The 24,838-nt window shown below is 65.7% G+C and carries 19 protein-coding genes; 14 read left to right on the plus strand and 5 right to left on the minus strand.

What is annotated here, in order from left to right:
* The first annotated feature begins 66 nt into the window (after positions 1 to 66).
* The 3 genes from ctaD (at position 67) to AC3WJB_RS02445 (ending at position 2,830) form a co-directional block, all read left to right on the plus strand.
* Positions 67 to 1,677, plus strand: coding sequence for a cytochrome c oxidase subunit I (gene ctaD, locus AC3WJB_RS02435; protein WP_492678350.1), 1,611 nt, complete (start codon positions 67 to 69; stop codon positions 1,675 to 1,677).
* A gap of 7 nt (positions 1,678 to 1,684) precedes the next feature.
* Complete coding sequence (locus tag AC3WJB_RS02440; protein WP_492678352.1) at positions 1,685 to 1,840, plus strand: hypothetical protein; 156 nt, start codon at positions 1,685 to 1,687, stop codon at positions 1,838 to 1,840.
* A 93-nt stretch (positions 1,841 to 1,933) separates the two neighbouring features.
* Positions 1,934 to 2,830, plus strand: a complete 897-nt coding sequence (locus tag AC3WJB_RS02445; RefSeq protein ID WP_492678354.1) for a cytochrome c oxidase subunit 3 — start codon at positions 1,934 to 1,936, stop codon at positions 2,828 to 2,830.
* Between the two features lie 137 nt (positions 2,831 to 2,967).
* Here the strand turns inward: AC3WJB_RS02445 and AC3WJB_RS02450 are convergent, their stop codons facing one another.
* A complete protein-coding gene (locus tag AC3WJB_RS02450) occupies positions 2,968 to 3,186 on the minus strand; it encodes a twin transmembrane helix small protein (protein ID WP_492678356.1) in 219 nt (72 codons plus the stop codon).
* 57 nt (positions 3,187 to 3,243) lie between these two features.
* On the opposite strand from AC3WJB_RS02450, the gene AC3WJB_RS02455 reads away from it, so the two are divergent.
* The 11 genes from AC3WJB_RS02455 to AC3WJB_RS02505 all read left to right on the plus strand — a co-directional run bounded on the left by AC3WJB_RS02455 (position 3,244) and on the right by AC3WJB_RS02505 (position 18,860).
* Positions 3,244 to 3,969: an SURF1 family protein gene (locus tag AC3WJB_RS02455; protein ID WP_492678358.1), complete on the plus strand. Its 726-nt coding sequence runs from the start codon at positions 3,244 to 3,246 to the stop codon at positions 3,967 to 3,969.
* Between the two features lie 2 nt (positions 3,970 to 3,971).
* Positions 3,972 to 4,565, plus strand: coding sequence for a redox-active disulfide-containing membrane protein (locus AC3WJB_RS02460; RefSeq protein ID WP_492678360.1), 594 nt, complete (start codon positions 3,972 to 3,974; stop codon positions 4,563 to 4,565).
* Positions 4,565 to 5,740 carry a COX15/CtaA family protein gene (locus tag AC3WJB_RS02465; RefSeq protein ID WP_492678362.1) on the plus strand — a complete coding sequence of 392 codons (1,176 nt, stop codon included), beginning with the start codon at positions 4,565 to 4,567 and terminating at the stop codon, positions 5,738 to 5,740. Before AC3WJB_RS02460 ends, AC3WJB_RS02465 begins: the two co-directional genes overlap by 1 nt.
* Before the next feature lies 1 nt (position 5,741).
* The gene (gene cyoE / locus AC3WJB_RS02470; protein ID WP_492678364.1) at positions 5,742 to 6,635 is read left to right on the plus strand and encodes a heme o synthase; all 894 of its coding nucleotides are present in this window, start codon (positions 5,742 to 5,744) and stop codon (positions 6,633 to 6,635) included.
* 388 nt (positions 6,636 to 7,023) lie between these two features.
* On the plus strand, positions 7,024 to 10,146 hold the full coding sequence (locus tag AC3WJB_RS02475) for a WD40/YVTN/BNR-like repeat-containing protein (RefSeq protein WP_492678366.1): 3,123 nt from the start codon (positions 7,024 to 7,026) through the stop codon (positions 10,144 to 10,146).
* A 396-nt stretch (positions 10,147 to 10,542) separates the two neighbouring features.
* On the plus strand, positions 10,543 to 13,392 hold the full coding sequence (locus AC3WJB_RS02480) for a M14 family zinc carboxypeptidase (protein WP_492678368.1): 2,850 nt from the start codon (positions 10,543 to 10,545) through the stop codon (positions 13,390 to 13,392).
* A 486-nt stretch (positions 13,393 to 13,878) separates the two neighbouring features.
* Positions 13,879 to 14,097: a hypothetical protein gene (locus AC3WJB_RS02485; RefSeq protein WP_492678370.1), complete on the plus strand. Its 219-nt coding sequence runs from the start codon at positions 13,879 to 13,881 to the stop codon at positions 14,095 to 14,097.
* 125 nt (positions 14,098 to 14,222) lie between these two features.
* Complete coding sequence (gene mgtA, locus AC3WJB_RS02490; protein WP_492678372.1) at positions 14,223 to 16,871, plus strand: magnesium-translocating P-type ATPase; 2,649 nt, start codon at positions 14,223 to 14,225, stop codon at positions 16,869 to 16,871.
* A gap of 96 nt (positions 16,872 to 16,967) precedes the next feature.
* Entirely contained in the window at positions 16,968 to 17,237 is a 270-nt protein-coding gene (locus tag AC3WJB_RS02495) for a GlsB/YeaQ/YmgE family stress response membrane protein (RefSeq protein WP_492678374.1), read from the plus strand.
* A 179-nt stretch (positions 17,238 to 17,416) separates the two neighbouring features.
* Positions 17,417 to 18,088 carry a 4'-phosphopantetheinyl transferase family protein gene (locus AC3WJB_RS02500; RefSeq protein ID WP_492678376.1) on the plus strand — a complete coding sequence of 224 codons (672 nt, stop codon included), beginning with the start codon at positions 17,417 to 17,419 and terminating at the stop codon, positions 18,086 to 18,088.
* Positions 18,089 to 18,116: 28 nt separating this feature from the next.
* Complete coding sequence (locus tag AC3WJB_RS02505) at positions 18,117 to 18,860, plus strand: pyridoxine 5'-phosphate synthase (RefSeq protein WP_492678378.1); 744 nt, start codon at positions 18,117 to 18,119, stop codon at positions 18,858 to 18,860.
* Positions 18,861 to 19,274: 414 nt separating this feature from the next.
* Here AC3WJB_RS02505 and AC3WJB_RS02510 read toward each other — a convergent pair whose 3' ends face one another.
* The 4 genes from AC3WJB_RS02510 to AC3WJB_RS02525 form a co-directional block, all read right to left on the minus strand.
* Positions 19,275 to 20,561 carry an acetyl-CoA C-acetyltransferase gene (locus AC3WJB_RS02510; RefSeq protein WP_492678380.1) on the minus strand — a complete coding sequence of 429 codons (1,287 nt, stop codon included), beginning with the start codon at positions 20,559 to 20,561 and terminating at the stop codon, positions 19,275 to 19,277.
* Between the two features lie 149 nt (positions 20,562 to 20,710).
* A complete protein-coding gene (locus AC3WJB_RS02515) occupies positions 20,711 to 22,192 on the minus strand; it encodes an ABC transporter permease/substrate-binding protein (RefSeq protein ID WP_492678383.1) in 1,482 nt (493 codons plus the stop codon).
* Positions 22,189 to 22,980, minus strand: coding sequence for an ATP-binding cassette domain-containing protein (locus AC3WJB_RS02520; protein ID WP_492678385.1), 792 nt, complete (start codon positions 22,978 to 22,980; stop codon positions 22,189 to 22,191). The genes AC3WJB_RS02515 and AC3WJB_RS02520 overlap by 4 nt, the downstream gene beginning before the upstream one ends.
* A 232-nt stretch (positions 22,981 to 23,212) precedes the next feature.
* Positions 23,213 to 24,523, minus strand: coding sequence for an amino acid permease (locus AC3WJB_RS02525; RefSeq protein WP_492678387.1), 1,311 nt, complete (start codon positions 24,521 to 24,523; stop codon positions 23,213 to 23,215).
* Between the last annotated feature and the right edge of the window lie 315 nt (positions 24,524 to 24,838).

Consider the following 24,838-nt stretch of genomic DNA (forward strand, 5'->3'; position numbering starts at 1 on the left):
CCTCCGCATCGGCGGACTTTTTCATCGTTGCATCCACAACACCAGGTTCTCCAGAGGTACAAGGTCATGTCCTACGCAGCCACCACCGATCAGCACGACGATCACCACGGCGCACCGAAGAACTTCTTCCAACGTTGGTGCATGTCCACCAACCACAAGGACATCGGCACGCTGTACCTGGTTTTTGCGCTGACGATGTTCTTCATCGGCGGCACGTTCGCGATGCTCATTCGTGCCGAGTTGTTCAAGCCCGGCATGCAGCTGATGCAGCCGTATTTCTTCAATCAGCTGACCACGATGCACGGGTTGATCATGATTTTCGGCGCGATCATGCCGGCGTTCGTGGGCCTGGGCAACTGGATGATCCCGTTGATGATCGGTGCGCCGGATATGGCGTTGCCGCGCATGAACAACCTGTCGTTCTGGATCCTGCCGTTCGCGTTCGTGCTGCTGTTGTCGTCCATGTTCCTCCCGGGCGGTGGCCCGTCCGGCGGCTGGACCATGTATCCGCCGCTGTCCTTGCAGAGCGCATCGCTGCCCTACGCGGTGTTTGCCATCCACCTCATGGGCATCAGCTCGATCATGGGTGCAATCAACATCATCGCCACCATCCTCAACATGCGCGCGCCAGGCATGGACCTGATGAAGATGCCCGTCTTCGTCTGGTCCTGGCTGATCACCGCGTTCCTGCTGATCGCGGTGATGCCGGTGCTGGCCGGCGCGGTGACCATGCTGCTGACCGACAAGTTCTTCGGCACCAACTTCTTCAACCCGGGCGGCGGCGGTGACCCGGTGCTGTACCAGCACATCTTCTGGTTCTTCGGGCATCCCGAGGTGTACATCATGATCCTGCCGGCCTTCGGCGTGATCTCTGAAGTCATCCCGACCTTCGCGCGCAAGCCGATCTTCGGCTACAAGGCCATGGTGTTCTCCATCGCCTGCATCGCGTTCCTGTCCTTCATCGTGTGGGCGCACCACATGTTCGCCGTCGGCATGCCGGTCGGCGCCGACATGTTCTTCATGTACGGCAGCATGCTGATTGCCGTGCCTACGGGCGTGAAGGTGTTCAACTGGGCAGCCACCATGTGGGGTGGTTCGATGACGTTCGAAGCCCCCATGTTGTTCGCGATCGCGTTCGTCGTGCTGTTCAGCATCGGCGGCTTCTCGGGCCTGATGATGGCGCTGGTGCCCGCCGACTTCCAATACCACGACACCTACTTCATCGTCGCGCATTTCCACTACGTGCTGGTCACCGGCGCGCTGTTCGCGATCATCTCGGCGGCTTACCTATGGCTGCCGAAATGGAGCGGGAACATGTACAGCACGTTCTGGAGCAAGATGCATTTCTGGAACAGCCTGATCTGGGTGAACGTGCTGTTCTTCCCGCAGCACTTCCTGGGCCTGGCCGGCATGCCGCGGCGCATCCCGGACTACAACGTGGCGTTCGCGAACTGGAACATGGTCAGCTCGATCGGCGGCTTCCTGTTCGGCGCCACCCAGTTCATCTTCATCGGCGTGGTGATCCATTGCGTGTTCTTCTCCAAGAAGCGCGCCACCGAGCGGGTCTGGGAAGGTGCCAAGGGGCTGGAGTGGACAGTACCGTCGCCGGCGCCATTCCATACCTTCACCATTCCACCGGTGATGACCGAGGCCGCCCATGGGCACATGGGTGAGTGAGGGGTTCATGCGCAGCAAGGTGGTGCCGCCGCCGGTGCTCGATGAGGCGGCCATGCAGGTGCGGCGCAAGCGTGTGCGTCGTACGGTGGCCATCCTGGTTGCCATTGCGTTGGTGTTTTACCTGATCCTCTTCGTGCAGATCATTCTCGCGAGGATGCAATAAATCATCCGGCTGCCCGCACGGGCAGCCGGTCTCACCTACAGCTCCCCGCGCGTCGCGCGGGGGAGTCAGTTCGGAAAGTCCGCGGGGTTCTCCATGGATCAGCAACAAGAGGTTTACTTCGTCCCGGCCAAGAGTTACTGGCCGATCGTGGGCGCCTTGGTCATGTTCGTCACCGTGTTCGGCATGGCGCATTGGTTCAATGCGTTGAACAGCGCCGAAAGCACGGGGCTGGGCAAGACGGCGTTCTACCTGGGCCTGTTCGGCATCTTCGGCATGCTGTTCGGCTGGTTCCGCTCGGTCATCCATGAATCCATGGGCGGTAACTACAACGACCAGGTGGACACCTCGTTCCGCATAGGGATGATGTGGTTCATCTTTTCCGAAGTGATGTTCTTCGGCGCATTTTTCAGCGCCCTGGCCTATGTACGCCTGTACGCCATTCCGGGCCTCGGCGGCAGCGAGGGCCATGGTGTGCTCACCCACCAGTTCCTGTGGAGTGACTACGCTGCCTCCTGGGGCGCCGGCGGCGGCAACGGCCCCGAGCACATCGGTGGCGCGTTCGAGACCGTGGCGCCGTGGGGCTTGCCACTGCTGAATACGGTGATCCTGCTCAGCTCGAGCGTCACCATCACCATTGCCCACCACGCTTTGCGTGCCGGCCACCGCGGCAAGATCCTGTTGTTCCTCGGCGTGACCGCCCTGCTCGGTGCCTTGTTCCTCTATGCCCAGGCGCACGAGTACATCGAGGCCTACCAGGAACTCAACCTGACGCTGCACAGTGGCGTATACGGCTCGACATTCTTCATGCTGACCGGCTTCCACGGCCTGCACGTGACCTTGGGCACGATCATGCTGTCCATCATCTGGCTGCGGGTGCTGCGCGGACACTTCGACAAGGACCACCATTTCGGCTTCGAGGCTGTGGCCTGGTACTGGCACTTCGTCGACGTCGTGTGGTTGTGCCTGTTCGTCCTGGTCTACATCCTGTAGGCCGCCAGGCGGGTCGCAGTTGACCACGAAAGCCCGCCGCTCGGCGGGCTTTCGGCTTCAAGGCCGCGACTCTTGGCCCAGTCCAGCCCAGCAAACTGCAGCAGCATCGGCCACGTCCGCAGGCGGGCCCGGCTACACTAGTACTGGCCCAGGCCATGGGGCTGCAGCCACCCCATCCAGATGCCGAACACAACCATCGCGATGAACAGCAGCGACAAGCCGATGCGGCGGGTCAGCGCCCACACCGTGCGGCGATCGTCGTCCTTGTCGACCATCATGAAGTACAGGGCCTGTCCCAGATTGAAGATCACCACCAGCAACAAGACCAGCAGTACGAATTTGTAGATGGTTCCCACGACAGACCTGATCCAATGGAGTGGCGGCAGTATAACGGCCGCCGGGGGGCGCATGTCGTGATTGGCCTGCGCCGTCCCCCATGGTGGGCCATGGTCCTCACCGCCGCGGGCATGCTCCTGTTCGTGCGCCTCGGCATCTGGCAGCTGCATCGCGCAAGCTACAAGGAGGCGCTGCTGCAGCACTATGCGCAAGCGGCGTCCGAGCCGGTGCGGGATTTCCGCAGCGTTGCCGACACCGGCACCGCCAATGGCTTCCCGCGGGTCAAGGTGAGCGGGCGTTACCTGGCGAACCGCCTGTACCTGCTGGACAACCCGAACCACGACCGGCGCGGCGGCGTGGAGGTCTTTGCGCCATTTGCCGTGGATGGCGAATCGCGCCTGCTGCTGGTCGACCAGGGCTTTCTCGCCGCCGACAGCAGCGGCCACACACTGCAGCCGCCGCCCTTGCCGACCGGCGCGGCCAGCCTGCAGGGGATCTACGTACCACCGCCGCCGGTCGGCTTCGAGATGGGCGGCAATGCGCTGGCCAGGCAAACGCAATGGCCCAAGAGCAGTATCTACCTCGACTTGACCCAGGTCGCCCAGGATCTCGGCCGCGCAGTGTACCCTCGGGTGCTGGCACTCGACGCGGATCCAGCCTCGATCTACGTCCGCGTGCACCAACTCGACTTTTCCTCGATGCCACCGGCGCGGCATCGCGCCTATGCATTCCAGTGGTTCGCCTTCGCCATTGCCGCGCTGGTGATCCTGCTGGTGGTGAACCGCGACAAATCACGACATTGACGATGAATACGACACCCGACTCCAGCGTGCACGCCGTTGATCCCGCCAACCCACGCCGCAGCCGCACGCCCCTGATGCTGATGGCCCTGATCTTCATCGCCCCGGTGCTCGTCGCCGGCGCACTCGTGCTCGCCGGCTGGCACCCGCGGGTCGCTGGCGAGGGCGAGCCGATCATGCCGCAACGCAACTTTGCGCAGGAAGGGGTGCGGATCGTGCTGGAGGACGGCACGACGTGGCCGTGGCGCGACAGCAAGCCACGCCTGACCCTGCTGGCCCTGGCCGGCCCGGATTGCGCCAGCCAATGCATGCGGGCAATCACCCACTTGGCCGAGGCGCGGCTCATGCTCAACCAGAATCAGCCGCGCCTGCGCCTGCTGTACGTGGGCGCGCCGCCGGCCGCGGTTGAAAGCAGTGGCATGCGCAACTACTGGCAGATCGGCCGCGACGTGAACAACAGCCTGGCTGCCTTGCGCCCGAACCAGCCGGATGCGGTCAACGCGATCCTGGTGGAATCGAACGGCACCGCGCTGTCCCTGTACCCGGCCGGCACGGATGCGGCTGGCGTCCTGCGCGACCTGCGCAAGGTGATCCGTTGATGCCGGGGCGCGATCCGCGGCTGTTGCGCGGCTTGTCCTGGCTGGCGGCGGTGTTTGCGCTCGGGCTGATCATGTTTGGCGGCTTCGTGCGCCTGTCGAATGCCGGCCTGTCCTGCCCCGACTGGCCGACCTGCTACGGCCAGGTGACCTGGCCCGAGCACGCGCACGAGATTGCGCGTGCCGACGCCGCCTATCCTGATCGCCCGTTCGAGACCCACAAGGCCTGGCGCGAGCAGGTCCACCGTTTCCTGGCCGGCACCCTCGGGGTGATGGTGCTGCTCATGGCCGTGCTGGCTGCCTGGCGCCCGCGCCTGGCGCGCGCCGGCGTGCTGCTGAGCGCCGTGTTTGCGGCCACCGCGGTGGGCTTGTACATCGGTGGCGAACACGTCTGGTCTTCGGCGCTCGCCGCCGGAGCCATGGCGTTGCCGTTGCTCGTGGCGGCTGGATTGCAGCGACCGGCGGCGTGGCGCATCAGCGTGCTGACCCTGGCGGTGATCATCTTCCAGGCCATGCTAGGCATGTGGACGGTGACACTGCTGCTCAAGCCGGTGGTCGTCATGGGCCATCTGCTGGGCGGCATGGCCACGTTTGGCCTGCTCGCCTACGCTGCCCTGCGCCTGGCCGGCGTGGGCGCGCCCGACGAGCGCTACGCGAACCTGCGGCGATGGACCGGCATCGGCATCCTCCTGCTCGTCGCGCAGATCGCGCTCGGCGGCTGGACTTCTTCCAACTACGCGGCGCTGGCCTGTGGCTACGGCCCCGGCGCCTTCCCGCAGTGCCTGGGGCAGTGGCTGCCGGCCACCGATTACCACCAGGGCTTCATCCTGTGGCGCGGCATCGGCGTCAATTACGAAGGTGGGGTCCTGGACATGGCCGCGCGCACAGCCATCCAGATGGCGCACCGCTTTGGGGCGCTGGTGGTGTTCTGCTACGTTGCCGTGCTGTCGATCCGCACCGCGACCCGCGGCTTGCGTGGCTACGCCATCTGCATGGCCCTGGCGTTGGCTTGCCAGGTCCTGCTCGGCATCAGCAACGTGTACTTCGGCTTGCCGCTGGCCGTGGCCACGGCGCACACGGGCATGGCCGCGGTCTTGCTGCTGAGCATGCTCGCCACCTTGGCGCGCACGCAACCGCACCGGGATCAGGCGATGTTCTCCCCGCTGGGGCAGGTTTGACATGAATGTGCTGCACGAATATTACGAACTGACCAAGCCGCGCATCGTCGCGCTGCTGGTGTTCTGCGCCGTCATCGGCATGTTCCTCGCCGTGCCCGGTCCTGGCCTGTTGCTGCCACCCTGGCGCGCGCTGGTGCTGGGTACGCTGGGCATCTGGCTGGCCTCGTCCTCGGCGGCCGCGTTCAACCAACTGATCGACCAGCGCATCGACAAGGTGATGGTCCGCACCCTGCACCGGCCCCTGGCGACGGGCACGCTGTCGCCACGCCAGGCGTTCGTCTTTGCACTGGCTTTGGGCGTCGCCTCGATGGCCGTGCTCGCCACCGGGGTCAACCCGTTGACCGCGGTCCTCACTTTCGTCGGCCTGATCGGCTACGCCCTGATCTATACCGCCTTCCTGAAGCGCGCCTCGTCGCAGAACATCGTGATTGGCGGGTTGGCAGGCGCGATCCCGCCGATCCTCGGTTGGACTGCGGTGACCGGGTCGGTGCATCCGTACGCGCTGCAGCTATGCCTGATCATCTTTGTCTGGACGCCGCCGCATTTCTGGGCGCTGGCCATCTTCCGCCGCGAAGACTACGCACGGGCGGAGATCCCGATGCTGCCGGTCACCCACGGCGTGGTCTTCACGCGCTGGCACATCCTGTTCTACACGATCCTGCTGTTCCTGGTCACCTTGTTGCCGGCGCTGACCGGTATGAGTGGGTGGATCTATCTCGTCGGCACGGTTGGCCTCGACCTGGTGTTCCTCTGGTACGCCATTCGTCTGCTCAATCCGCCAGACGAGTGGTACGCGATGAAAGTATTCAAGTACTCGATCTGGTATCTGATGCTGTTGTTCGCACTCCTGCTCGCCGACCACTGGCTGGTGTTGCCGCTGACGGACCGCATCTGAGCCGCCGGCACGGGCGCGTTACGCCTGCCCTCCCCCGGCACCCGGGGACCATGACTTCCGGTATTTGAAATCGCCCTGGCAGCGGAGTAGGTTTCAGCCGGCCGTCCAAACGACGGTGCGCGCATCGCTCCCCTGGCACCCGTTCTGACCGACCGAGGCCATCGCCGATCCGGGCATCTGCGTAGGTCGCGGCGCGGCCTTCGGCCTTGTGGCCGGTTGCGGCTGTGTGGTGTCGCAGGCGTCCGAGCCGCATTCAGCTCGTCGTTGTCGGCGGCGCGATAACCACCGCAATGATTTTCGCGACGGCGTGTCCGATGGCATCGACAGCACATCGGCACCTCGTCGCCACCTGGCGACACATGACGTTCTCAAACGGGGAGACGCAACAATGAGCAAGCTGCGGCGCACGTTGGGCTTCTGGTTCACCTTCACCTTGACCCTGGGCGGCGGCTTGCTGCTGGGCCCTCCTGTCGTGTCTGCCGCGCCGGTCTCGACGGTGCAGCTGACCCATGCGCTGAAGTGGCGCAGCGTCGGTCCGTATTACGGCGGTCGCGTGACCAGCGTGGCCGGCATCGCGAGTGAGCCATACCACTTCTATGCGGCCTACGCGGGCGCCGGAGTCTGGGAAACCACCGACTACGGCGTGCACTGGAAACCCATCTCGGACCAGCACTTCACGAACAACAACGTCGGTGCGATCGCGATTGCACCGTCCAACTCGAAGATCATCTATGCGGGTACCGGTGATCCGGCCATCCGCAACACCTTCCTGACCGGCGACGGCATGTACAAGTCGACCGACGGCGGCAAGACCTGGAGCCACATCGGCCTCAAGGACACGCGCATCATCAGCTGGATCGTCGTCGATCCGCACAATCCCGACGTGGTGTACGCGGCAGCCATGGGCCATGTATGGGCGCCAAATCCCGAGCGCGGCGTGTACAAGTCGACCGACGGCGGTCAGACCTGGAACAAGATCCTGTTCGTGAACAACGACACCGGCGCGATCATGCTGGCGATGGATGCGTCCAATCCGGAGGTGCTGTACGCCTCGATGTGGGAGGCCTATCGCCGCCCGTGGGATTTCTCCAGCGGCGGCAAGGGCAGCGGCATCTACAAGACTACCGACGGTGGCGCGCACTGGACGAACCTGACGAAGAACCCTGGCTTGCCGACCGGCATCTGGGGCAAGGCCGGCATCGCCGTGTCGCCGGCCGATTCCAACGTGGTCTACACGCTGGTGCAGGCCGACTACAAGGGCAAGCCGGGCGGCCTGTTCCGTTCCAATGACGCGGGCAAGACCTGGAACTTCGTCAACGACGATGAGGAAATCACCCAGCGCGCGTTCTATTACATGCGCGTGTTCCCCGATCCCAAGGATCCCAACACCATCTACATGCCGAACGTGAACATGTTCGTCTCGCACGATGGCGGCAAGACCCTGAAGGAACTCGACCCTCCGCATGGTGACAACCACGCGCTGTGGATCAACCCGACCAACACGCAGACCCTGATCCAGGGCAATGACGGCGGCGCGACGGTATCCTTCAACGCCGGCGAAAGCTGGAGCCCGGAAACCAACCAGCCGACCGGCCAGTTCTACCACGTGAACCTGGACGACCAGTTCCCGTTCCATATCTATGGCGCGCAGCAAGACCGCGGCTCGGTGGAGTCGGCCAGCGCCGTCGACGCCGGCGGCATCCCGGGCGAATGGCACAAGGTCGTCGGCGGCGAGGAGAGCTGGGTGGTACCGACGCCCAAGCAGCCCTGGGTGAGCTACGGCGCCAGCTACTACGGCAAGATCTGGCGCGAGAACCGCCGCCAGGGCATCACGGTCAACGTCGATCCGTGGCCGGAGTGGAAGTTTGGCCTGGCCGGCACGGAAGTGCGCTATCGCTACGGTTGGATCCACTACGCCATGGGCTTCTTCTCCCAGCAGGATCCACAGCAGTATCTGCTGGGTTCGAACGTCCTGCTGGAAACCCGCGACCAGGGCCTCAACTGGAAGGAGCTGAGCCCCGACCTCACCCGCAACGACAAGACCAAGCAGCAGCGTCCCGGCGGCCCGATCAGCGCCGACGTGACCAGCGAGGAGATGTTCGACACCATCTCGGCAATCGCGGTGTCCCCGCTGGACAAGGACGTGATCTGGGTCGGCACCGATGATGGCCTGGTGCAGCTCACCACCAACGGTGGCGCGAAGTGGACGCAGGTACGGCCGCCGAAGCTGCCGGAGTGGTCAACCCTGACCTCGGTCGAGGCCTCGCATACCGACAAGGGCACGGCCTATGTGTCGGCCAGCCGGTATATGTGGGACGACCATCATCCCTACCTGTACAAGACCACGGATTACGGCAAGACCTGGACGGATATCTCCAACGGCTTGCCGAGCGACCAGTACACCTTGAGCGTGCGCCAGGATCCGAATCAGCCCAATCTGCTGCTGGCCGCAACGCGGGCAACGGTGTACATGAGTCTGGATGACGGTGCCCACTGGCAACCGTTGACACTCAACCTGCCCACGGTGGAAGTCACCGACATCCAGTTCCAGCCCGAGCAGCACGCGGCGGTGATCTCGACGTTCGGCCGCGCGTATTGGGTGCTGGACGACGTGCAGTTCCTGGAACAATTGGCGGCAGCCAAAGTGGATAACGCCTCACCGTACCTGTTCAAGCCACAGCAGGCCTGGTTGGTCAAGCGTCGGGTCGGCGGCTTTGGGTCGGCCACGCGCACCGGCAATGCCGGCGAGAATCTGGCACCGGGCACCAAGGTGTTCTTCAACCTGCCAGCCGACTATAACGGCCAGCCGGTGAAACTGACCTTCACCGACCAGGGCGGCAAGCTGGTCAACACCTACACGCTTCCGCTCAAGCCGAAAAATGCCAAAGACGCAAAAAAACCGGCCAAGGTGGAGTCGCTGCATGCGGGCATGAACCAGTTCCTGTGGAACATGCGCTATCCGGATGCGGTGGACGTGAAGGGCATCAAGAACACGAACTTCTCCGCCAGCGAGCCGGTCGGTCCGGAAGTGTTGCCCGGCACCTACACCGTGGCGCTGGAATACGCCGGCAAGACCGAGCAGCAGACGGTGGAAGTCAAGCTCGATCCGCGCCTGGATACCACGCCGGCGGGCTTGCAGCAGCGCTTCGACGCACTGATGCAGGTGCATGACGCCATGAACCGGTTGAACACCAGCCTGAACGCTGCGCTCGATGCCCGCACGGCGCTGCAGAACGCTTCCGGCGGCAAGGCCAAGAAGGCCGCGGAGGCGCTGAACCGCGACATCAACAAGTTCGTGAACCTGCAGATCCAGTCGGGCGAAGGCGGCCTGGTGTATCCGCCGCGTTTGCGCGCATGGTTGTCGTACATCACCACCGCCCTCGGTGAGCAGTTCGTGCAGCCGACCCCGGCCATGATCAAGGTGAAGGACGAGTTCGTGGGCGAGGCGAACGCCGCGGTGAAGACGCTGGATGCCGACATCGCCAGCGCCAAGGCGGCAACGGGCGTCTGACGCGGCGGATGCACCGGAGGCGAGGGATCGACTCCGGCGAGCGCATGGAACGGCGGTGCCCCGCAATTCGGGACACCGCCGTTGTTTTTCAAGCCCATCATCCTCGCAAAAATAGGACGACGGAACTTCAACATCGTCATCCCCGCGAAAGCGGGGATCCAGTGCCCTTAGGTGTCCGTAACGGCCAAGGCGCTGGATTCCCGCTTTCGCGGGAATGACGGGACAGAGGGTCCGCTCCAACGGAACATGGGAAGTCTCGCTCCAATGTTGAGTACCATTCGGGGTCTCGACTACTCGTATTTGCGACTGCATGCGCGGTGCTGGCCGCGTCCATCGACCGCACGGCAAGGGCATGACCGTGTCGCGTGGATCTTGCTCACCAGGGGAGTGATCGTCATGAAACGCCAACTGTTCGCCGCCGCGTGTGCGGCTTGTATGGTGGCCCTCGGCGCCTCGGGTGCGTGGGCGCAGAACCCCTACGCTGCCATCGGCAGCGGCCCCGACAATCCCTACGCGCGTGATCCGCACCAGCCCGTGGACCAGGCGTATACGGCGAAGATCGCCAAGTACACCACCGAGCCCTACTTCAACACCGCGCTGACCGACTACCTGCCGGCCTCGACCACGGTGCCGACACCCGAAGCGGTGCTCGGCGAGGTGGCCGGTGCGCCGGACATGATTCCCTACGCGGAGGACGTGTACCACTATTTCCGCATGCTGGAAAAGGCCAGCCCAAGGGTCAAGGTGTTCTCGATCGGCAGGACCGAGGAAGGCCGCGAGATGATCGCGGTGGCCGTGGCCGACGAAGCGCTGATCAAGGACATCGACGCCAACAAGGCGCGCATGGCGCAGCTGGCCGACCCGCGCCAGCTCGGCATGGACGACGCCAAGGCCGCGGCGCTGATCAGGCAGACCGCACCGGTGTACTACATGGCCGGCAGCATCCACTCACCCGAGACCGGCGCGCCCACCGCGCTGATGGAGCTGGCCTACCGCCTGGCGGTGGATGACGCCCCGTACATCAAGAACATCCGCGAGCACGTGATCACGCTGATCACCCCGGTGGTGGAGGTGGACGGCCGCGACCGCATGGTGGACATCTACAACTGGCACCGCGCCCATCCCGGCGAAAACTACCCGAGCCTGGTGTACTGGGGCCACTACATCGCGCACGACAACAACCGCGACAACATGACCATGACGCTGGCCCTGAGCCGCAACATGATGGGCGCCTACATGGACTGGCACCCGCTGGTGATGCATGACCTGCATGAATCGGTCGCGCTGCAGTTCCAGAGCCCGCGCAACGGCCCGTACAACCCGGTGTTCGACCCGATCCAGGCGGCCGAATGGGAGCAGCTGGGCTCGAACAATGTCGAGCAGTCCACCAAGCTCGGCCTGCCGGGCGTGTGGAACCGCGGTGGCTTCGACAACTGGAGCCCGGGATACATGCTGCTGATCGCCTCCCTGCGCAACAGCGCCACACGCATGTACGAGACCTACGGCAACGGCGGTGCCGACACCGTCGAGCGCACCCTGTCGCCGCGCGAATACGGGCGCGCCTGGTACCGGCCCAATCCGCCGCTGCCGAAGGTGCTGTGGTCGCAGCGCAACAACAACAACTACGAGGAGACCAGCCTGCTGGTCGCGCTCGACTACTTCGCCAGGAACCGCGAGCACCTGCTCGACAACTTCTGGATGAAGTCCAAGCGCGCCATCGAGAAGCCGCAGATGGCCGGACCAGCCGCCTACGTGCTCCCCGCCGACGAGAAGCATGCAGGCGCACAGCGCTACATGCTGCACGTGCTGCAGCACACCCAGCAGCTGGAAGTCCAGCAGGCGACCGCCCCGTTCACGGTCAAGGTGGCGAACATCACCGGGGATCTGTCCGCCAAGCCGGCCGACAAGGATGCAAAGAAGACCACGCCGCCCCAGGTCGCCGCGGTCGAGCGGACCTTCCCAGCCGGCAGTTGGATCATCCGCATGGACCAGCCGTACTCGCGCGTCGCCGACACCTTGCTGGACCGCCAGTACTGGGCACCGGACGACGAGCAGAAGCAACCTTATGACGACACGGGTTGGTCCTTTGGCGACATGTTTGGCGTCACCGTCGCACGCGTCGTGGACCCCTCGGTGCTGAAAGTGCCGATGCAGAGCGCCGCCGGAAAGTTCGACGACCCTGCGTTCACCCTGGCATCCATTGGCGTGACTACGACGGCGAAGATGCCGCGCATCGCGCTCATGCATACCTGGCTGCGCACGCAGGACGAGGGCTGGTGGCGCCATGTGCTGGACGGCCTCAAGATTCCCTACGCCTACATCAGCACCCAGGACGCCTCGCGCGAGGCCAACCTGCGCGGCAAGTACGACGTGATCCTGTTCCCGCCGGTCGGCAACGCCTCGACGCGCGACATCGTCGACGGCCTGCCGATGTACGGCAATCCGCTGCCATGGCAGAAGACCAAGCTCACGCCAAACCTCGGGCTGCTCGATTCCACGCCCGACATGCGGCCGGGACTGGGCGAAAGCGGCGTGGCGAACCTCAAGCGCTTTGTTGCCGCCGGCGGCCTGCTGGTGGCGTCCCAGGACAGCGCCGCGTTTGCCGTCGACGTGGGGCTGGCGCCTGGCGTCAGCGTGGCCAGCCCTGGCAAGCTGCGCGTGGTCGGCAGCGTGCTGCGCGCCGAGCTGGTCGACAAGACCAGCCCCATCGCCACCGGATACGACGACACGTTCGCGCTCTACAGCTCACGCGGCATCGCGTTCAAGGTCGCCAACATGGACGGCGCCAGCCCGTTCTCCCGGGCCCTCACCTCGGCCGACTACAAGCGCCCGACCGGGCGCGGCGGCCCGGATGACATCGACGTGCCGCAAGGTCGTCCGTTCCAGCAGCCGGAAGCGCTGCCGGAGGTCAAGCCGTGGCAGGCCGTCCCGCTCACCGCCGACCAGATGCGCAACAACCCGCGCCTGATCCCCGAGGACGCGCGCCCCGACGTGATTGTGCGCTGGGGCGATGCCAAGCAGCTATTGCTCTCCGGCCTGCTGGAGCATCCGGAAGGCATGGCCGGCCGCGTGGCCGTGGTCAACGCGCACTACGGCAAAGGCAACGTGCTGCTGTTTGCCAACAACCCCATCTGGCGCGGCGAAACCATCGGCAGCTACGCCCTGGTCTTCAACGCCATCACCAACTTCGGTCGACTGAATGGCCATTCCGCCACCAATGCCGGCAAGCAGGTGCCTAAGAAGTAGAGCTATTGACCTGAGACGAAACGTGTAGCCGGTCGGAAGGTGAATTCTCTTACTCTTTGGGTTGAGGAGAACTCCATGAAGAAGCGGCACAGCGAAGAACAGATCATCCCGATCCCGCGGGAAGCAGAACTGCATGCTGTTCCAATTCGGGACTTGTGCAAGCAGCACAACATGTTGGAATCACACTAACCTGCCCGCCTCGTTGCTGCCGGCCAATGATGCGCGTTGACTCATATGCCGCAGCGTCGCACAATACGCAGGTCGGTGTGAAGTTCCATCCGCGCCAACACCCAGTCCTTACTAAAACAGGCATATGGACGTTTACCCTAGTCGCAACGTCGGCATCCGCGTGCATCGGGTGTCGGCTATGCAAAACGTGTTGAACGCTTGCGGTCTTCGCTTGCGGTCGGCTGGCGTGTTTCCCGGCTAGGGAAGCTCCGGCCCACCCCTGACGGCGCCGCGGGCGTCGTTACGAGGAGATGGGCCATGAAACTCCTTCACGCTGTCATTCGTTTCTGCGCTACTGGCACCGCGACCGCTCGTGGTGGCTTGGCTGTGCCGCAGGGTTTTCGCGTCACCGTACCCGCCCCCCTGAACCCGGCGCACGACACCGAGGCCGGGCCACTCGCCGAGCGCCCGACCGTGGTCATGCACAACACCAGCCAGAATCCAAATCTCGCAACCGTCTTGGCGTCACAGCACTAGGCCGGATTGCGGTCATGGATGACGCGCGAAGCGGCGCCGGAGGCGCGCCGCTTGCGGCCCGTAACGTGCCGGTTCGGCTCCGCAAGGCGGCGTGAACCGTTCCACAGCGACGAAGCAAGCGAGCGATGAACAAGCAATTCACTCCGGCGAGCGTCGCCCGTATGGTGCGCAGGGGCGCACCGGCATCGGCACAGGCGGCAGCCTACGCGTCCACCCCAACCGGGGAATTGCTGGCCGACCTGGGCACCGGCCAGGGTGGCCTCGACGCCGAAGAGATCGAGGAGCGGCTGCATCGCGACGGCTTCAACGAGGTCTCGCACGAGAAGCCGCCGCACTGGTCGCGGCAGCTGCTGCGGGCGTTCAAGAACCCGTTCATCATCGTGCTGTTGGTGCTCGCCGTGGTGCAGCTGGCCAGCGACCGCGGCGACCTCACGGGGCCGCTCATCATCGCCGTGATGGTGGCGATCAGCGTGGTGCTGAGCTTCACCCAGGAATACCGCTCCGCGCGCGCGGCCGAGAACCTCAAGGCCATGGTGCGCAATACGGCCACCGTGACGCGCCGTGCCGAGGACGGGCACAGCGAGCAGATCGAGGTGCCGGTGATCGAGCTGGTGGTCGGCGACATCGTGCACCTCGGCGCCGGCGACATGGTGCCGGCCGACCTGCGCCTGCTTGGCGCGAAGGATCTCTTCATCAGCCAGGCCATCCTCACCGGCGAGTCGCTGCCGGTCGAGAAGTCGGCGCCGTTGCCCGGCGCCCAGGGTGGCGACGTGCCAGGCAGCCCGCTGGACCTGGTCAGCATCTGCTACATGGGCACGAACGTGGTCAGCGGCACCGCCAGCGCGGTGGTCGTCTCCACCGGCGCGCGCAGCTACCTGGGATCGCTGGCCCACAGCATGTCCGGCAGGCGCGTGCAAACGAGCTTCGACCGTGGCGTGCGCAGCGTGAGCTGGCTACTGATCCGCTTCATGGCGGTCATGGTGCCGGTCGTATTCCTGATCCAGGGGTTCAGCAAGGGCGACTGGACCGAGGCTTTTTTGTTCGCGCTTTCGGTCGCGGTCGGGCTGACGCCGGAAATGCTGCCGCTGATCGTCACCGCGAACCTGGCCAAGGGCGCGCTGGCCATGTCCAGGCACAAGGTCGTCGTCAAGCAGCTCAATGCGATCCAGAACTTCGGCGCCATGGATGTGCTGTGCACCGACAAGACGGGCACGCTGACGCTGGACAAGATCGTGCTCGAGGAACACCTCGACATGCACGGCGAGGAGTCGGACGAGGCGCTCGAGTTCGGTTATCTCAACAGCCACTTCCAGACCGGCCTGAAAAACCTGATGGACAAGGCCGTCCTGACGCACCGCGACCTGGAAGCGGCGGCCGCCCGCTACCAGGTGGTCGATGAGATCCCGTTCGACTTCAAGCGCCGGCGCATGTCGGTGGTGCTGACCCGTGGCGATGGCGAGCACCTGCTGATCTGCAAGGGCGCGGTGGAGGAAATGCTCGGCATCTGTGCGTTCGAGCGCGTCGACGGGGTGACCACGCCGCTGACCGACGCGAGGCGCCAGGAGATCAAGGCACTGACCCGCGGCCTGAACGAGGATGGCCTGCGCGTGCTGGTGGTGGCGATTCGCCGCGAGCCGCGGCATGGGCGGCCCTACAGCGTGGCCGACGAGCGCGAGCTGACGGCCGTCGGTTGCCTGGCCTTCCTCGATCCGCCAAAGGATTCGGCGGCCACCGCGATCCGCGCGTTGCATGCGCATGGCGTCGAAGTGAAGGTCATCACCGGCGACAACGAGGCGGTCACGCGCAAGATCTGCCGCGAGGTCGGCCTGGAAGTGGAGCACTCAGTGCAGGGCCAGGACATCGAGGGCCTGGACGAGGCGGCACTGGATGCCCTGGTGGCGCGCGTCACCGTGTTCGCCAAGATGTCGCCGCTGCAGAAGGCCCAGGTGGTGCGCTCGCTGCAGCGCCAGGGTCGCACGGTGGGTTTCCTCGGCGACGGCATCAACGACGCGCCGGCGCTGCACGACGCCGACGTCGGCATTTCCGTGGACACCGCCACCGACATCGCCAAGGAGTCGGCCGACATCATCCTGCTGGAAAAGAACCTGATGGTGCTGGAGGAAGGCGTGCTGGAAGGCCGCGTCACCTTCGGCAACGTCATCAAGTACATCAAGATGACGGCGAGCTCGAACTTCGGCAACGTGCTCAGCATCCTGGTCGCGAGCCTGTTCCTGCCGTTCCTGCCCTTGCTGCCGCTGCAGATCCTGGTGCTGAACCTGCTGTACGACATCTCGCAGCTGTCGATCCCGTTCGACCGCATGGACGAGGAGTACCTGCGCACGCCGCAGCGCTGGGACGCCAGCGACATCGGCCGCTTCATGGTCTGGATCGGCCCTGTGAGCTCGATCTTCGACATGACCACGTTTGCGTTGCTGTGGTATGTGTTCGACGCGAACAGCGTGGTGCAGCAGGGATTGTTCCAGTCCGGCTGGTTCGTCGAAAGCCTGCTGACGCAGACCCTGGTCGTGCACATGATACGCACGCGCAAGATCCCGTTCCTGCAGAGCTATGCCGCCGCGCCGGTGCTCGGCCTGACGACGGCGATCATCGCGATCGGCCTGCTGATTCCGCATACCGTGATCGGCGCCAAGCTGGGCATGGTGGCGACCCCACCGGTGTACTTCGTCTGGCTTGCCGCCACGGCGCTTGGCTATGCCGTCATGACGCAATTGGTGAAAGGGTTTTACATACGCCGCTACGGCCGCTGGCTGTAGGCCTGTCCCCCGTCACAAGCCGTTTACGCGCCAGGCACCAAAGTCCGCCTGGGCCTTGGCGCAGCATGGCACTTCGTCAATCAAGGGAGACACGTGATGACCGCCACCAGCTTGATCATCCTGCTGCTTATCGGTGCCATTGCCGGCTGGCTCGCCGGCGTCATCGTGCGCGGCTTCGGCTTCGGCCTGATCGGCAATATCGTCATCGGCATCGTCGGCGCCTTGCTCGCGGGCTGGCTACTGCCGATGCTCGGCATCGCCTTCAGCGTCGTCAATCCGTTCGTCACCGCCGTGCTGTATGCCTTGATTGGCGCCATCGTGCTGCTGGTGATCGCAGGCCTGTTCCGCCGCGCACCGCGGGTATAGCGCGCCTGCCACGGCCAGCCACCGCAGCGACACCTCCACTACACTCAGCATGGTTGTGGCTGCGCTGCCTGCTCCCTCTCCCCTGACTTGTCGGGGTGGAGGGGGTCAAGTCCGTCGCTGCATCGCCACAGGCACCCGTGGGAATCCGACAAGTCGGACCACGTCCAGCACTGCCAGCCATGAGCGCCACGACCTCGACCGCCAATTCGAACCCACGCATGCATCTCGCCAACGACGCGGTGCACCTCTGGCATTTCCCGTATGAACGGGCGCAAGGACGCGCGCCACTGCTGGATGTCCTGGCGCACTATGTGGGCAGGATGGCCGAGGAAATTCGGCTGGTCGCCGGTGAGCATGGCCGACCGCGCCTGGCCGACGAGCCCGCTGCCACGCTGGATTTCAACTGGTCGCATTGCGCGGACCACGCCGCGGTGGCGCTGGCGCGTGGGCTGGCACCTGGCATCGACATCGAGCGCCTGGACGAGCGCGCCAACGCGCTGCGCCTCGCGCAACGCTATTTCCACCCGGCCGAAATCGCCGCCCTGGCTGCGTTGCCGGCGCAGGCTCGCTCGCGCGCGTTTCTCGAGTTGTGGACGGCCAAGGAGGCGCTGCTGAAGGCGCTCGGTCGCGGCCTGGCATTTGGCTTGCACCGCCTGCAGGTATCCAGCGGACCCGCGCCGCGGCTGCTGGCGCTGGAAGGCGACGACCCGGCCGCGTGGCAGCTGCACCGTCCGTCGCTGGATGGCGTGCATGTCGCGGCTTTGGCCTGGCGCGGCGGCCGGCGCAGGCTCATCATGTGCGGGGCGGAAGCGGATCTGTCCGCACCCGGCAATCCCGACCAGCCGCACTGAGCAACCCCAGCCAAGGCCAGACCACTGCATGACCAAGCTCAGCGTCAACGTCAACAAGATCGCCGTCCTGCGCAATTCGCGCGGCGGCAGTGAACCCGACATTTGCCGCGCGGCGCAAACTTGCATCGATGCCGGCTGCGACGGCATCACCGTGCACCCCCGGCCCGACCAGCGGCATATCCGCCCGGACGACGTGCGTGCGCTGGCCGAACTGCTGCAGGATCGCGTGGAATACAACATCGAGGGCAATCCGTTCGCCCCACCGCGCGGCAGCTATCCCGGCCTGCTGGCACTGGCACGCGAGGTGCTGCCCACCCAGATGACCCTGGTGCCGGACGGCGACGGCCAGATCACCTCCGATCACGGCTTCGACCCGCGGCGCGACATCGATGCGCTACGGCCCGTGGTTCGCGGCCTGCGCGACCTGGGCTGCCGCGTCAGCCTGTTCGTCGATCCGGTCGCGCTGGACTTTTCCGGCTTTGCCGCGATCGGCGTGCAGCGCATCGAGATCTACACCGGTCCCTACGCCCACGCTTTTGCCGCCGGCACGCCGGACGCGGCGCTGGAGGCCTGCGTGCAAACCGCACGAAATGCCGGCCACGCCGGCCTGCGGGTGAACGCCGGGCACGACCTGAGCCAGGCCAACCTGGGCACATTCGCCGCCGCGATCGACGACCTGGCCGAGGTGTCGATTGGCCACGCCCTCATTGGCGAGGCGCTGTACGACGGCCTGGCAACCACGGTGCGCAACTACCTGCACATCCTGGGCTGACATCCATTCCCGCTCCATGCTGGAGCTCGCCGCGTCGCCCTTCCCCCGCCTCTACTCCGACGTCATTCCCGCGAAAGCGCAACCCTTCAGCGTCATTCCCGCGAAAGCGGGAGGCGCTTTTCAACAGACGAATGTCTGGTCATCCAGTGCTTTTCGCACCGTCCGCGGAAGTGCAAGAGCACCTGGATTCCCGCTTTCGCGGGAATGACGAATGTAGGAGTCGCGGGAATGACGAATGCAGGAGTCGCGGGAATGACGAATACAGGAGTCGCGGGAATGACGAATGCAGGGGTCGCGGGAATGACGATATGGCGGCCCGCAGAAATAACGGCGACGGCGCTTCGCGGGAACGACGGCAAGGGAGCCAGAAGGGCCAGGAACAGGCGAGACCGGGCCAGCGGACGGCTGGACGGCTCAAGGGCGCTCGAGGATCGCAGTGACGCCCATGCCGCCGGCCGTGCAGATGGAGATCAGGCCGCGGCCAGCGCCCTTCTGTTCCAGCAGCTTGGCCATGGTTGCCACCAGCCGCGCGCCCGTGGCGGCAAAGGGATGACCAACCGCCAGGCTGGAACCGTGCACGTTGAGCTTCGCCGGATCGATGCTGCCCAAGGGTTCGGCCAGCCCGAGGCGATGCCGGCAATACTCCGCGCTCTCCCAGGCGCGCAAGGTGCACAGCACCTGGGCGGCAAATGCCTCGTGGATTTCGTAATAGTCGAAATCCTGCAAACGCATGCCATTGCGCGCCAGCAGCCGCGCCACGGCAACGGTCGGCGCCATGAGCAGGCCTTCGCCATGCATGAAGTCCACTGCCGCCACTTCCGTGTCGCGCACGAAGGCCTGCACCGGCAGGCCCCGCTCCGCCGCCCAGGCCTCGCTGGCCACCAACACGGCCGCCGCGCCATCGGACAGGCCGGTGGAATTGCCGGCGGTAAGCGTGCCCTGGCCTGAGGTCTTGTCGAACGCCGGCTTCAACGCGGCAAGCTTTTCCAGCGTGGAATCCGGACGCAGGAAGCCATCGCGCTTGAGGCCACGGAACGGCACCAGCAGGTCGGCAAAAAAACCCTGGTCGTAGGCCGCGGCAAGCTTGAGGTGACTCTCCAACGCCAGACGATCCTGATCCTCCCGGCTGATATGCCACTCCTTGGCCATCAGCTCGCAATGGTCCCCCATCGACTTGCCGGTGCGCGGTTCCATGACACCCGGCAAGGAAGGCTTCAACTCGCCGAGCGAAAAGCCCCTCAGTGCAATGCGCACCTTGTCCAGCGGCGCCTTTGCCCGGTGCATCGCGAGCAGGCGCTTGCGCAGCCGCTCGTCGTAGACCATGGGCACGTCGCTGGTGGTGTCGGCGCCAGCGGCGATGCCGGCCTCGATCTGTCCGCAGGCAATCTTGTTGGCGACGATGATGGTGTTGTCCAGCGACGTGCCGCAGGCGCGCGCCGTGGTGATGCCAGGCGTAGTGGGCGCCAACCCGGAGCTCAACAGTGCCTCGCGGGCCAGGTTCCAATCCCGCACGTGGCGGATCACAGCGCCCAGGGCCACCTCGCCCAGTTCCATGCGGTGCAGCGCAAAGCGCTCCACCAAGGCGCCCAGCACCTTCACCGACATGCCGAAGTTGCCGACATCGGCATACGCGGTGTTGTTGCGGCAAAACGGGATGCGCATGCCACCGATCACCGCAGCCCGCCTCAGCGTCTTCTCCATGCTCACAACAGCCTGCCTGTCAAGTCATCAAAGGCTAACCCGCCCCGCATTCCGGTGAAAGGCCAAAACGCTGAATGGCTGGCCGCACAGCAGCCCCGTCACCCATGTGGAAGCCAGGATGGAAGACATCGATGCATCCTCATGCTCTCTCATTCGCGTGGTCGGAGACGGAGGCCGCGGGGGGTCAACATGCGCTCGACGAGCTCGAACACGCCTTGCACCAGCAGCGCCAGGATCGCCGCCGGCACCGCACCCTCCAGGATCAGGCCAATATCGTCGAGGCGGATGCCGGTGAGGATGGGCTGCCCATAGCCGCCGGCGCCGATCAGCGCCGCCAGCGTCGCGGTGCCGACATTGATCACGGCGGCAATCTTGACGCCGGCCAGGATCGAGCGCAGCGCCAGCGGCAACTCGACCATGCGCAGGCGCACCGTGGCAGGCAGGCCCAGCGCCGCCGCCGACTCGCGCAAGGCCGGCGCGATGCCGACCAGGCCGGCATGCGTATTGCGCACGATCGGCAACAGGCTGTACAGGAACAAGGCCGCCACCGCCGGCCAGGTGCCGATCCCAAACAGCGGGATCATGAAGACGAACATGGCCAGCGACGGTACCGTCTGCAGCACGCCGGTGAGACCCAGCACGACCTGCCCCAGCCGCCGCAGCCGCGCCGCCAGGATGCCGAGTGGGACAGCCAGCAGCAAGGCAAGCCCCAGCGAGACGGCCACCAGTCGCACGTGCTCGAGCGTGCGCCCGAGCAGCCGCGGCCAGAGGCCGGTGCCGTCCGCATCGACGCGCACGCCCAGCAAGCCGGCGGCGACCGCGCCTTCGCGCACGCCACGCAACTTCACGTCGGCATTCATGCGCCGCATGGTGGCTTCGTCGATGTGCCCGGCCAGGCCGCGCAATACCTGCATGAATGCCGGCGCATCGTGCTCCAGGGCCAGGCGGTAGAGATACACCGCCTGGTAGCGCGGGAAATAATGCAGGTCGTCGGTGAGCGTGCGCAGGTGGTAGTACGGGATCTCGGCGTCGGTGCTGTAGAGATCGATCACGTCGACCGCGCCACTGGCCACGGCGCGATAGGACAGGCTGTGGTCGAGCCCGCGCACCTGGGTCTGCGGCAGGCCGTAACGCGCACGCAACCCCGGCCAACCGTCCTGCCGCTGCATGAATTCGTTGGAAAAACCGAAGCGCAGCTCCGGGTGCGCGCGCAGGTCGGAGATGCCGCGGATGCCCAGGGCCGCCGCACGCGCCTCGCGCATGCCCAGCGCATAGGTGTTGTCGAAACCCAAGCCATCGGTGATGCCGATGCCCATGGGCTTCAGCCGCGCCCGCAGGGTGGCAATGTCGGCGTCCGGCTCGACCTGCTTGAGCAGCTCCTGGGTCAAGGTGCCGGTGTATTCGGGATAGACGTCGATATCGCCATGCAGCAGGGCGGTCCAGAGGATGCTGGTGCCGCCGAGCTCGCGCTCGTGCACCGCCGGCACGCCGGCATCCTGCGCGTCGATGCGCGCCACCTCGGCGAGGATCACCGACTCGGTGAACTGCTTGGAGCCGATGCGCACCGGCGCGGCCGCGGCCAGCCCCGGCAACACGGCAGCGACGAGGAGCAAGGCACGCCAGTGCGTCACGGCATGTGCCCTGGCAGCTGGCGCCCGGCTTCTACGAAGCGGGTCACGAAGTCATCGGCTGGCCGCTCGCGGAAATCCTCGAGGCTGCCGTCCTGCACCACCGCGCCATCGCGCAACAGCACCAGCCGCGGCGCAAACCAGGCGGCCTCGGCCAGGTCATGGGTCACCAGCACCACGGTCTTGCCCAGGCGTCGGAAGATGGCGACGAGCTCGTCCTGCAATTCGTGGCGCACCACCGGGTCGAGCGCGCCAAGCGGCTCGTCCAGCAGCAAGGCAGTCGGGTCGGGCATCAAGGCGCGCATCAGCGCCACGCGCTGGCGCTGGCCGCCCGACAGTTCGGCGGGATAGCGTGGCAGCACGTCGGCCGGCAGATGGGTCAGCGCCAGCAACTCGTCGGCGCGCTCGCGAGTCCGGCGCCGGTCCCAACCCAGGTAGCGCGGCAGCAGGGCAAGGTTGCCGAGCACGGTGAGATGCGGGAACAAGCCGCCATCCTGGATCACGTAGCCGACCCGGCGGCGCAAGGCCAGCACCTGGTCGCGCTCGAGCACGCGCCCATCGACGCGCACGCAGCCCTGGTCAGGCCACTCCAGGCCCAGCAACAGGCGGAGCACCGTGGACTTGCCCGAACCGCTGCTGCCGATCAGCGCGGTGGTCGTGCCGGCGGCAAACGCGAGGCTGAGCCCACGCAGCGCGACCACCGCGCCGTAGCGCTTGTCCACCCGTTCCAGCGCAAAGCCAGACGCCGCGTGCGCGTCCCCAGCGGACAAAACGGATGGTGCTGCAGCCATCCGCGCAGCCTACACCAGCCTGGACTTGCCCCTCGGCCGTGGCGCGCACTCCGCTCCTTGGCGCAGGCGTTTGCCGGGCGGCCTGGCGCCGGCGCCGATCAGCAGCATGTCCATGTGCGTCTCGAGGCGGATGACGCGTTCGGTCAGGCCTCCTATTCATGTACACGCCCACAGGACCGCAAGACCCGGCCGATGCGCAGCGGCGTGGACCGGCTGTCATAGCGTGGATCCCTCAAGGCGCCGGCTCCCCGGCGGCAGCCGGGGCCTTGCGACGCAGGCGGACGAAGACATACAGCGGCAGGCCGATGGCAATGAGGCCGAGCGCATACAGGAATGGTTCGCCGCCGATGCCGACGAACGCAAAAACCACGTAGGCGATGCCGATGGTCGCCAGCGGCAAGACGCGCGGCAGCACGCGGCGCCGCCAGAGCACAAGCAGGGCCAGGCCGCAGCCGAGGTAGAGCGGCAGGTTCGCCGCCGTCACCATGAGCGTGATGAAGGTGAAGGCATCGACCAGGGAGCGGCTGTAGCTCATGCCCACCATGATCGTGGCCAGCACGCCCGTGACGAGCAGCGCGCTCACCGGCGCGCCATGGCGGTTGGTGCGCGCCAGCATGGCCGGCATCACGCCGTTGCTGGCCAGGGTGCGCGTGAGCTCGCCGACCAGCAAGGTCCAGCCATTCAGTGCGCCGAGCCCGCTGACCACCACGAACGCGGCCAGCCAGCGGCCCACGCCGGCACCGGCAAAGCGGTCCATCAACAAGGAGAACGGCGCGCTCGACGCCGCCAGCTCGGACTGCGGGATCAGCAGCAGCGGCACTGTGGAAACGACCAGGTAGATGACCGCCAGCACGATCGCGCCTGTCATCGTGGCGCGCGGAATCGTGCGGCCGGGATGCTTGATTCGCGCCGCCGGCACGGTCGCCGACTCGAACCCGAGCATGGCGTAGAGCGCGATGGTCGAGGCGGCCATGACCCCGGAGAAGGTGATCGGCGTGGTCGGCGGGTGGGCCGCATAACTGGCCGGCGCGGCGATCAGCACCCAGACACCCAGTGCCGCGATCGCCAGCATGGGCAGCAGTTTCAACACCGTGGTGACCACTTGCACGCCGCCGCCGGTACGCACGCCAAACAGGTTCACCAGCACCAGCAGCCACAGCAGGCCCAAGGCAAACACGAGCGGCGGAATTGCCTGCGTGGCGGGCAGCACCACGGTGAGATAGCCCACCACGCCAGTCGCCAGCGCTGCATTGGTGAGCCACATCGACACCCAGTACGCCCACAAGGCAAGGTAAGCCGGCAATTCGCCCAAAGTGCCGCGAATGTAGCCGTACGGCCCCTCCGCGTCCGGCAGCGCGCGCGCCAGCGACGCAAACACACCGGCCAGGGTCAGGCAGCCGGCCAGCGTGATGACCCAGCCAATCACGGTATTGAAGCCGAATGGCGCGAGCGACGCGGGCAGCAGGAAGATGCCCATGCCGATGACGTTGCCTACGACAAGGGCAGTGCAGGTCCAGAAGCCGATCTTGCGCTGGCTGTCCACGTCGCCTCAGTTGCCCACGGTACGGACCAGGGCGCAGGCGATTCCGCCTTCACCATCCCGTGCCGACGTCAGGCGCCGCGGCCGCAACTTCATGCGCGCTCCCGGGCTCGGGCATAGACGGGCTCAAGTGCGTCGGGCAGCGTGTCGTTGGGCATGGTGATCCGTACCGGAAGGTGGCCGGGCCATCGTAGTGCACGGCGCTCCGGCGCGGTGCTGCCCGCGTCACCCGGCAGGCAGGGCAACCTGGCGGCAGGGAGCGCATGGACCCAGACCGGATGCCGTTTCAACACCGGTGTCAAGCATGACTTTCAGCAG

The sequence above is a fragment of the Rhodanobacter sp. FW510-R10 genome, assembly GCF_058781105.1.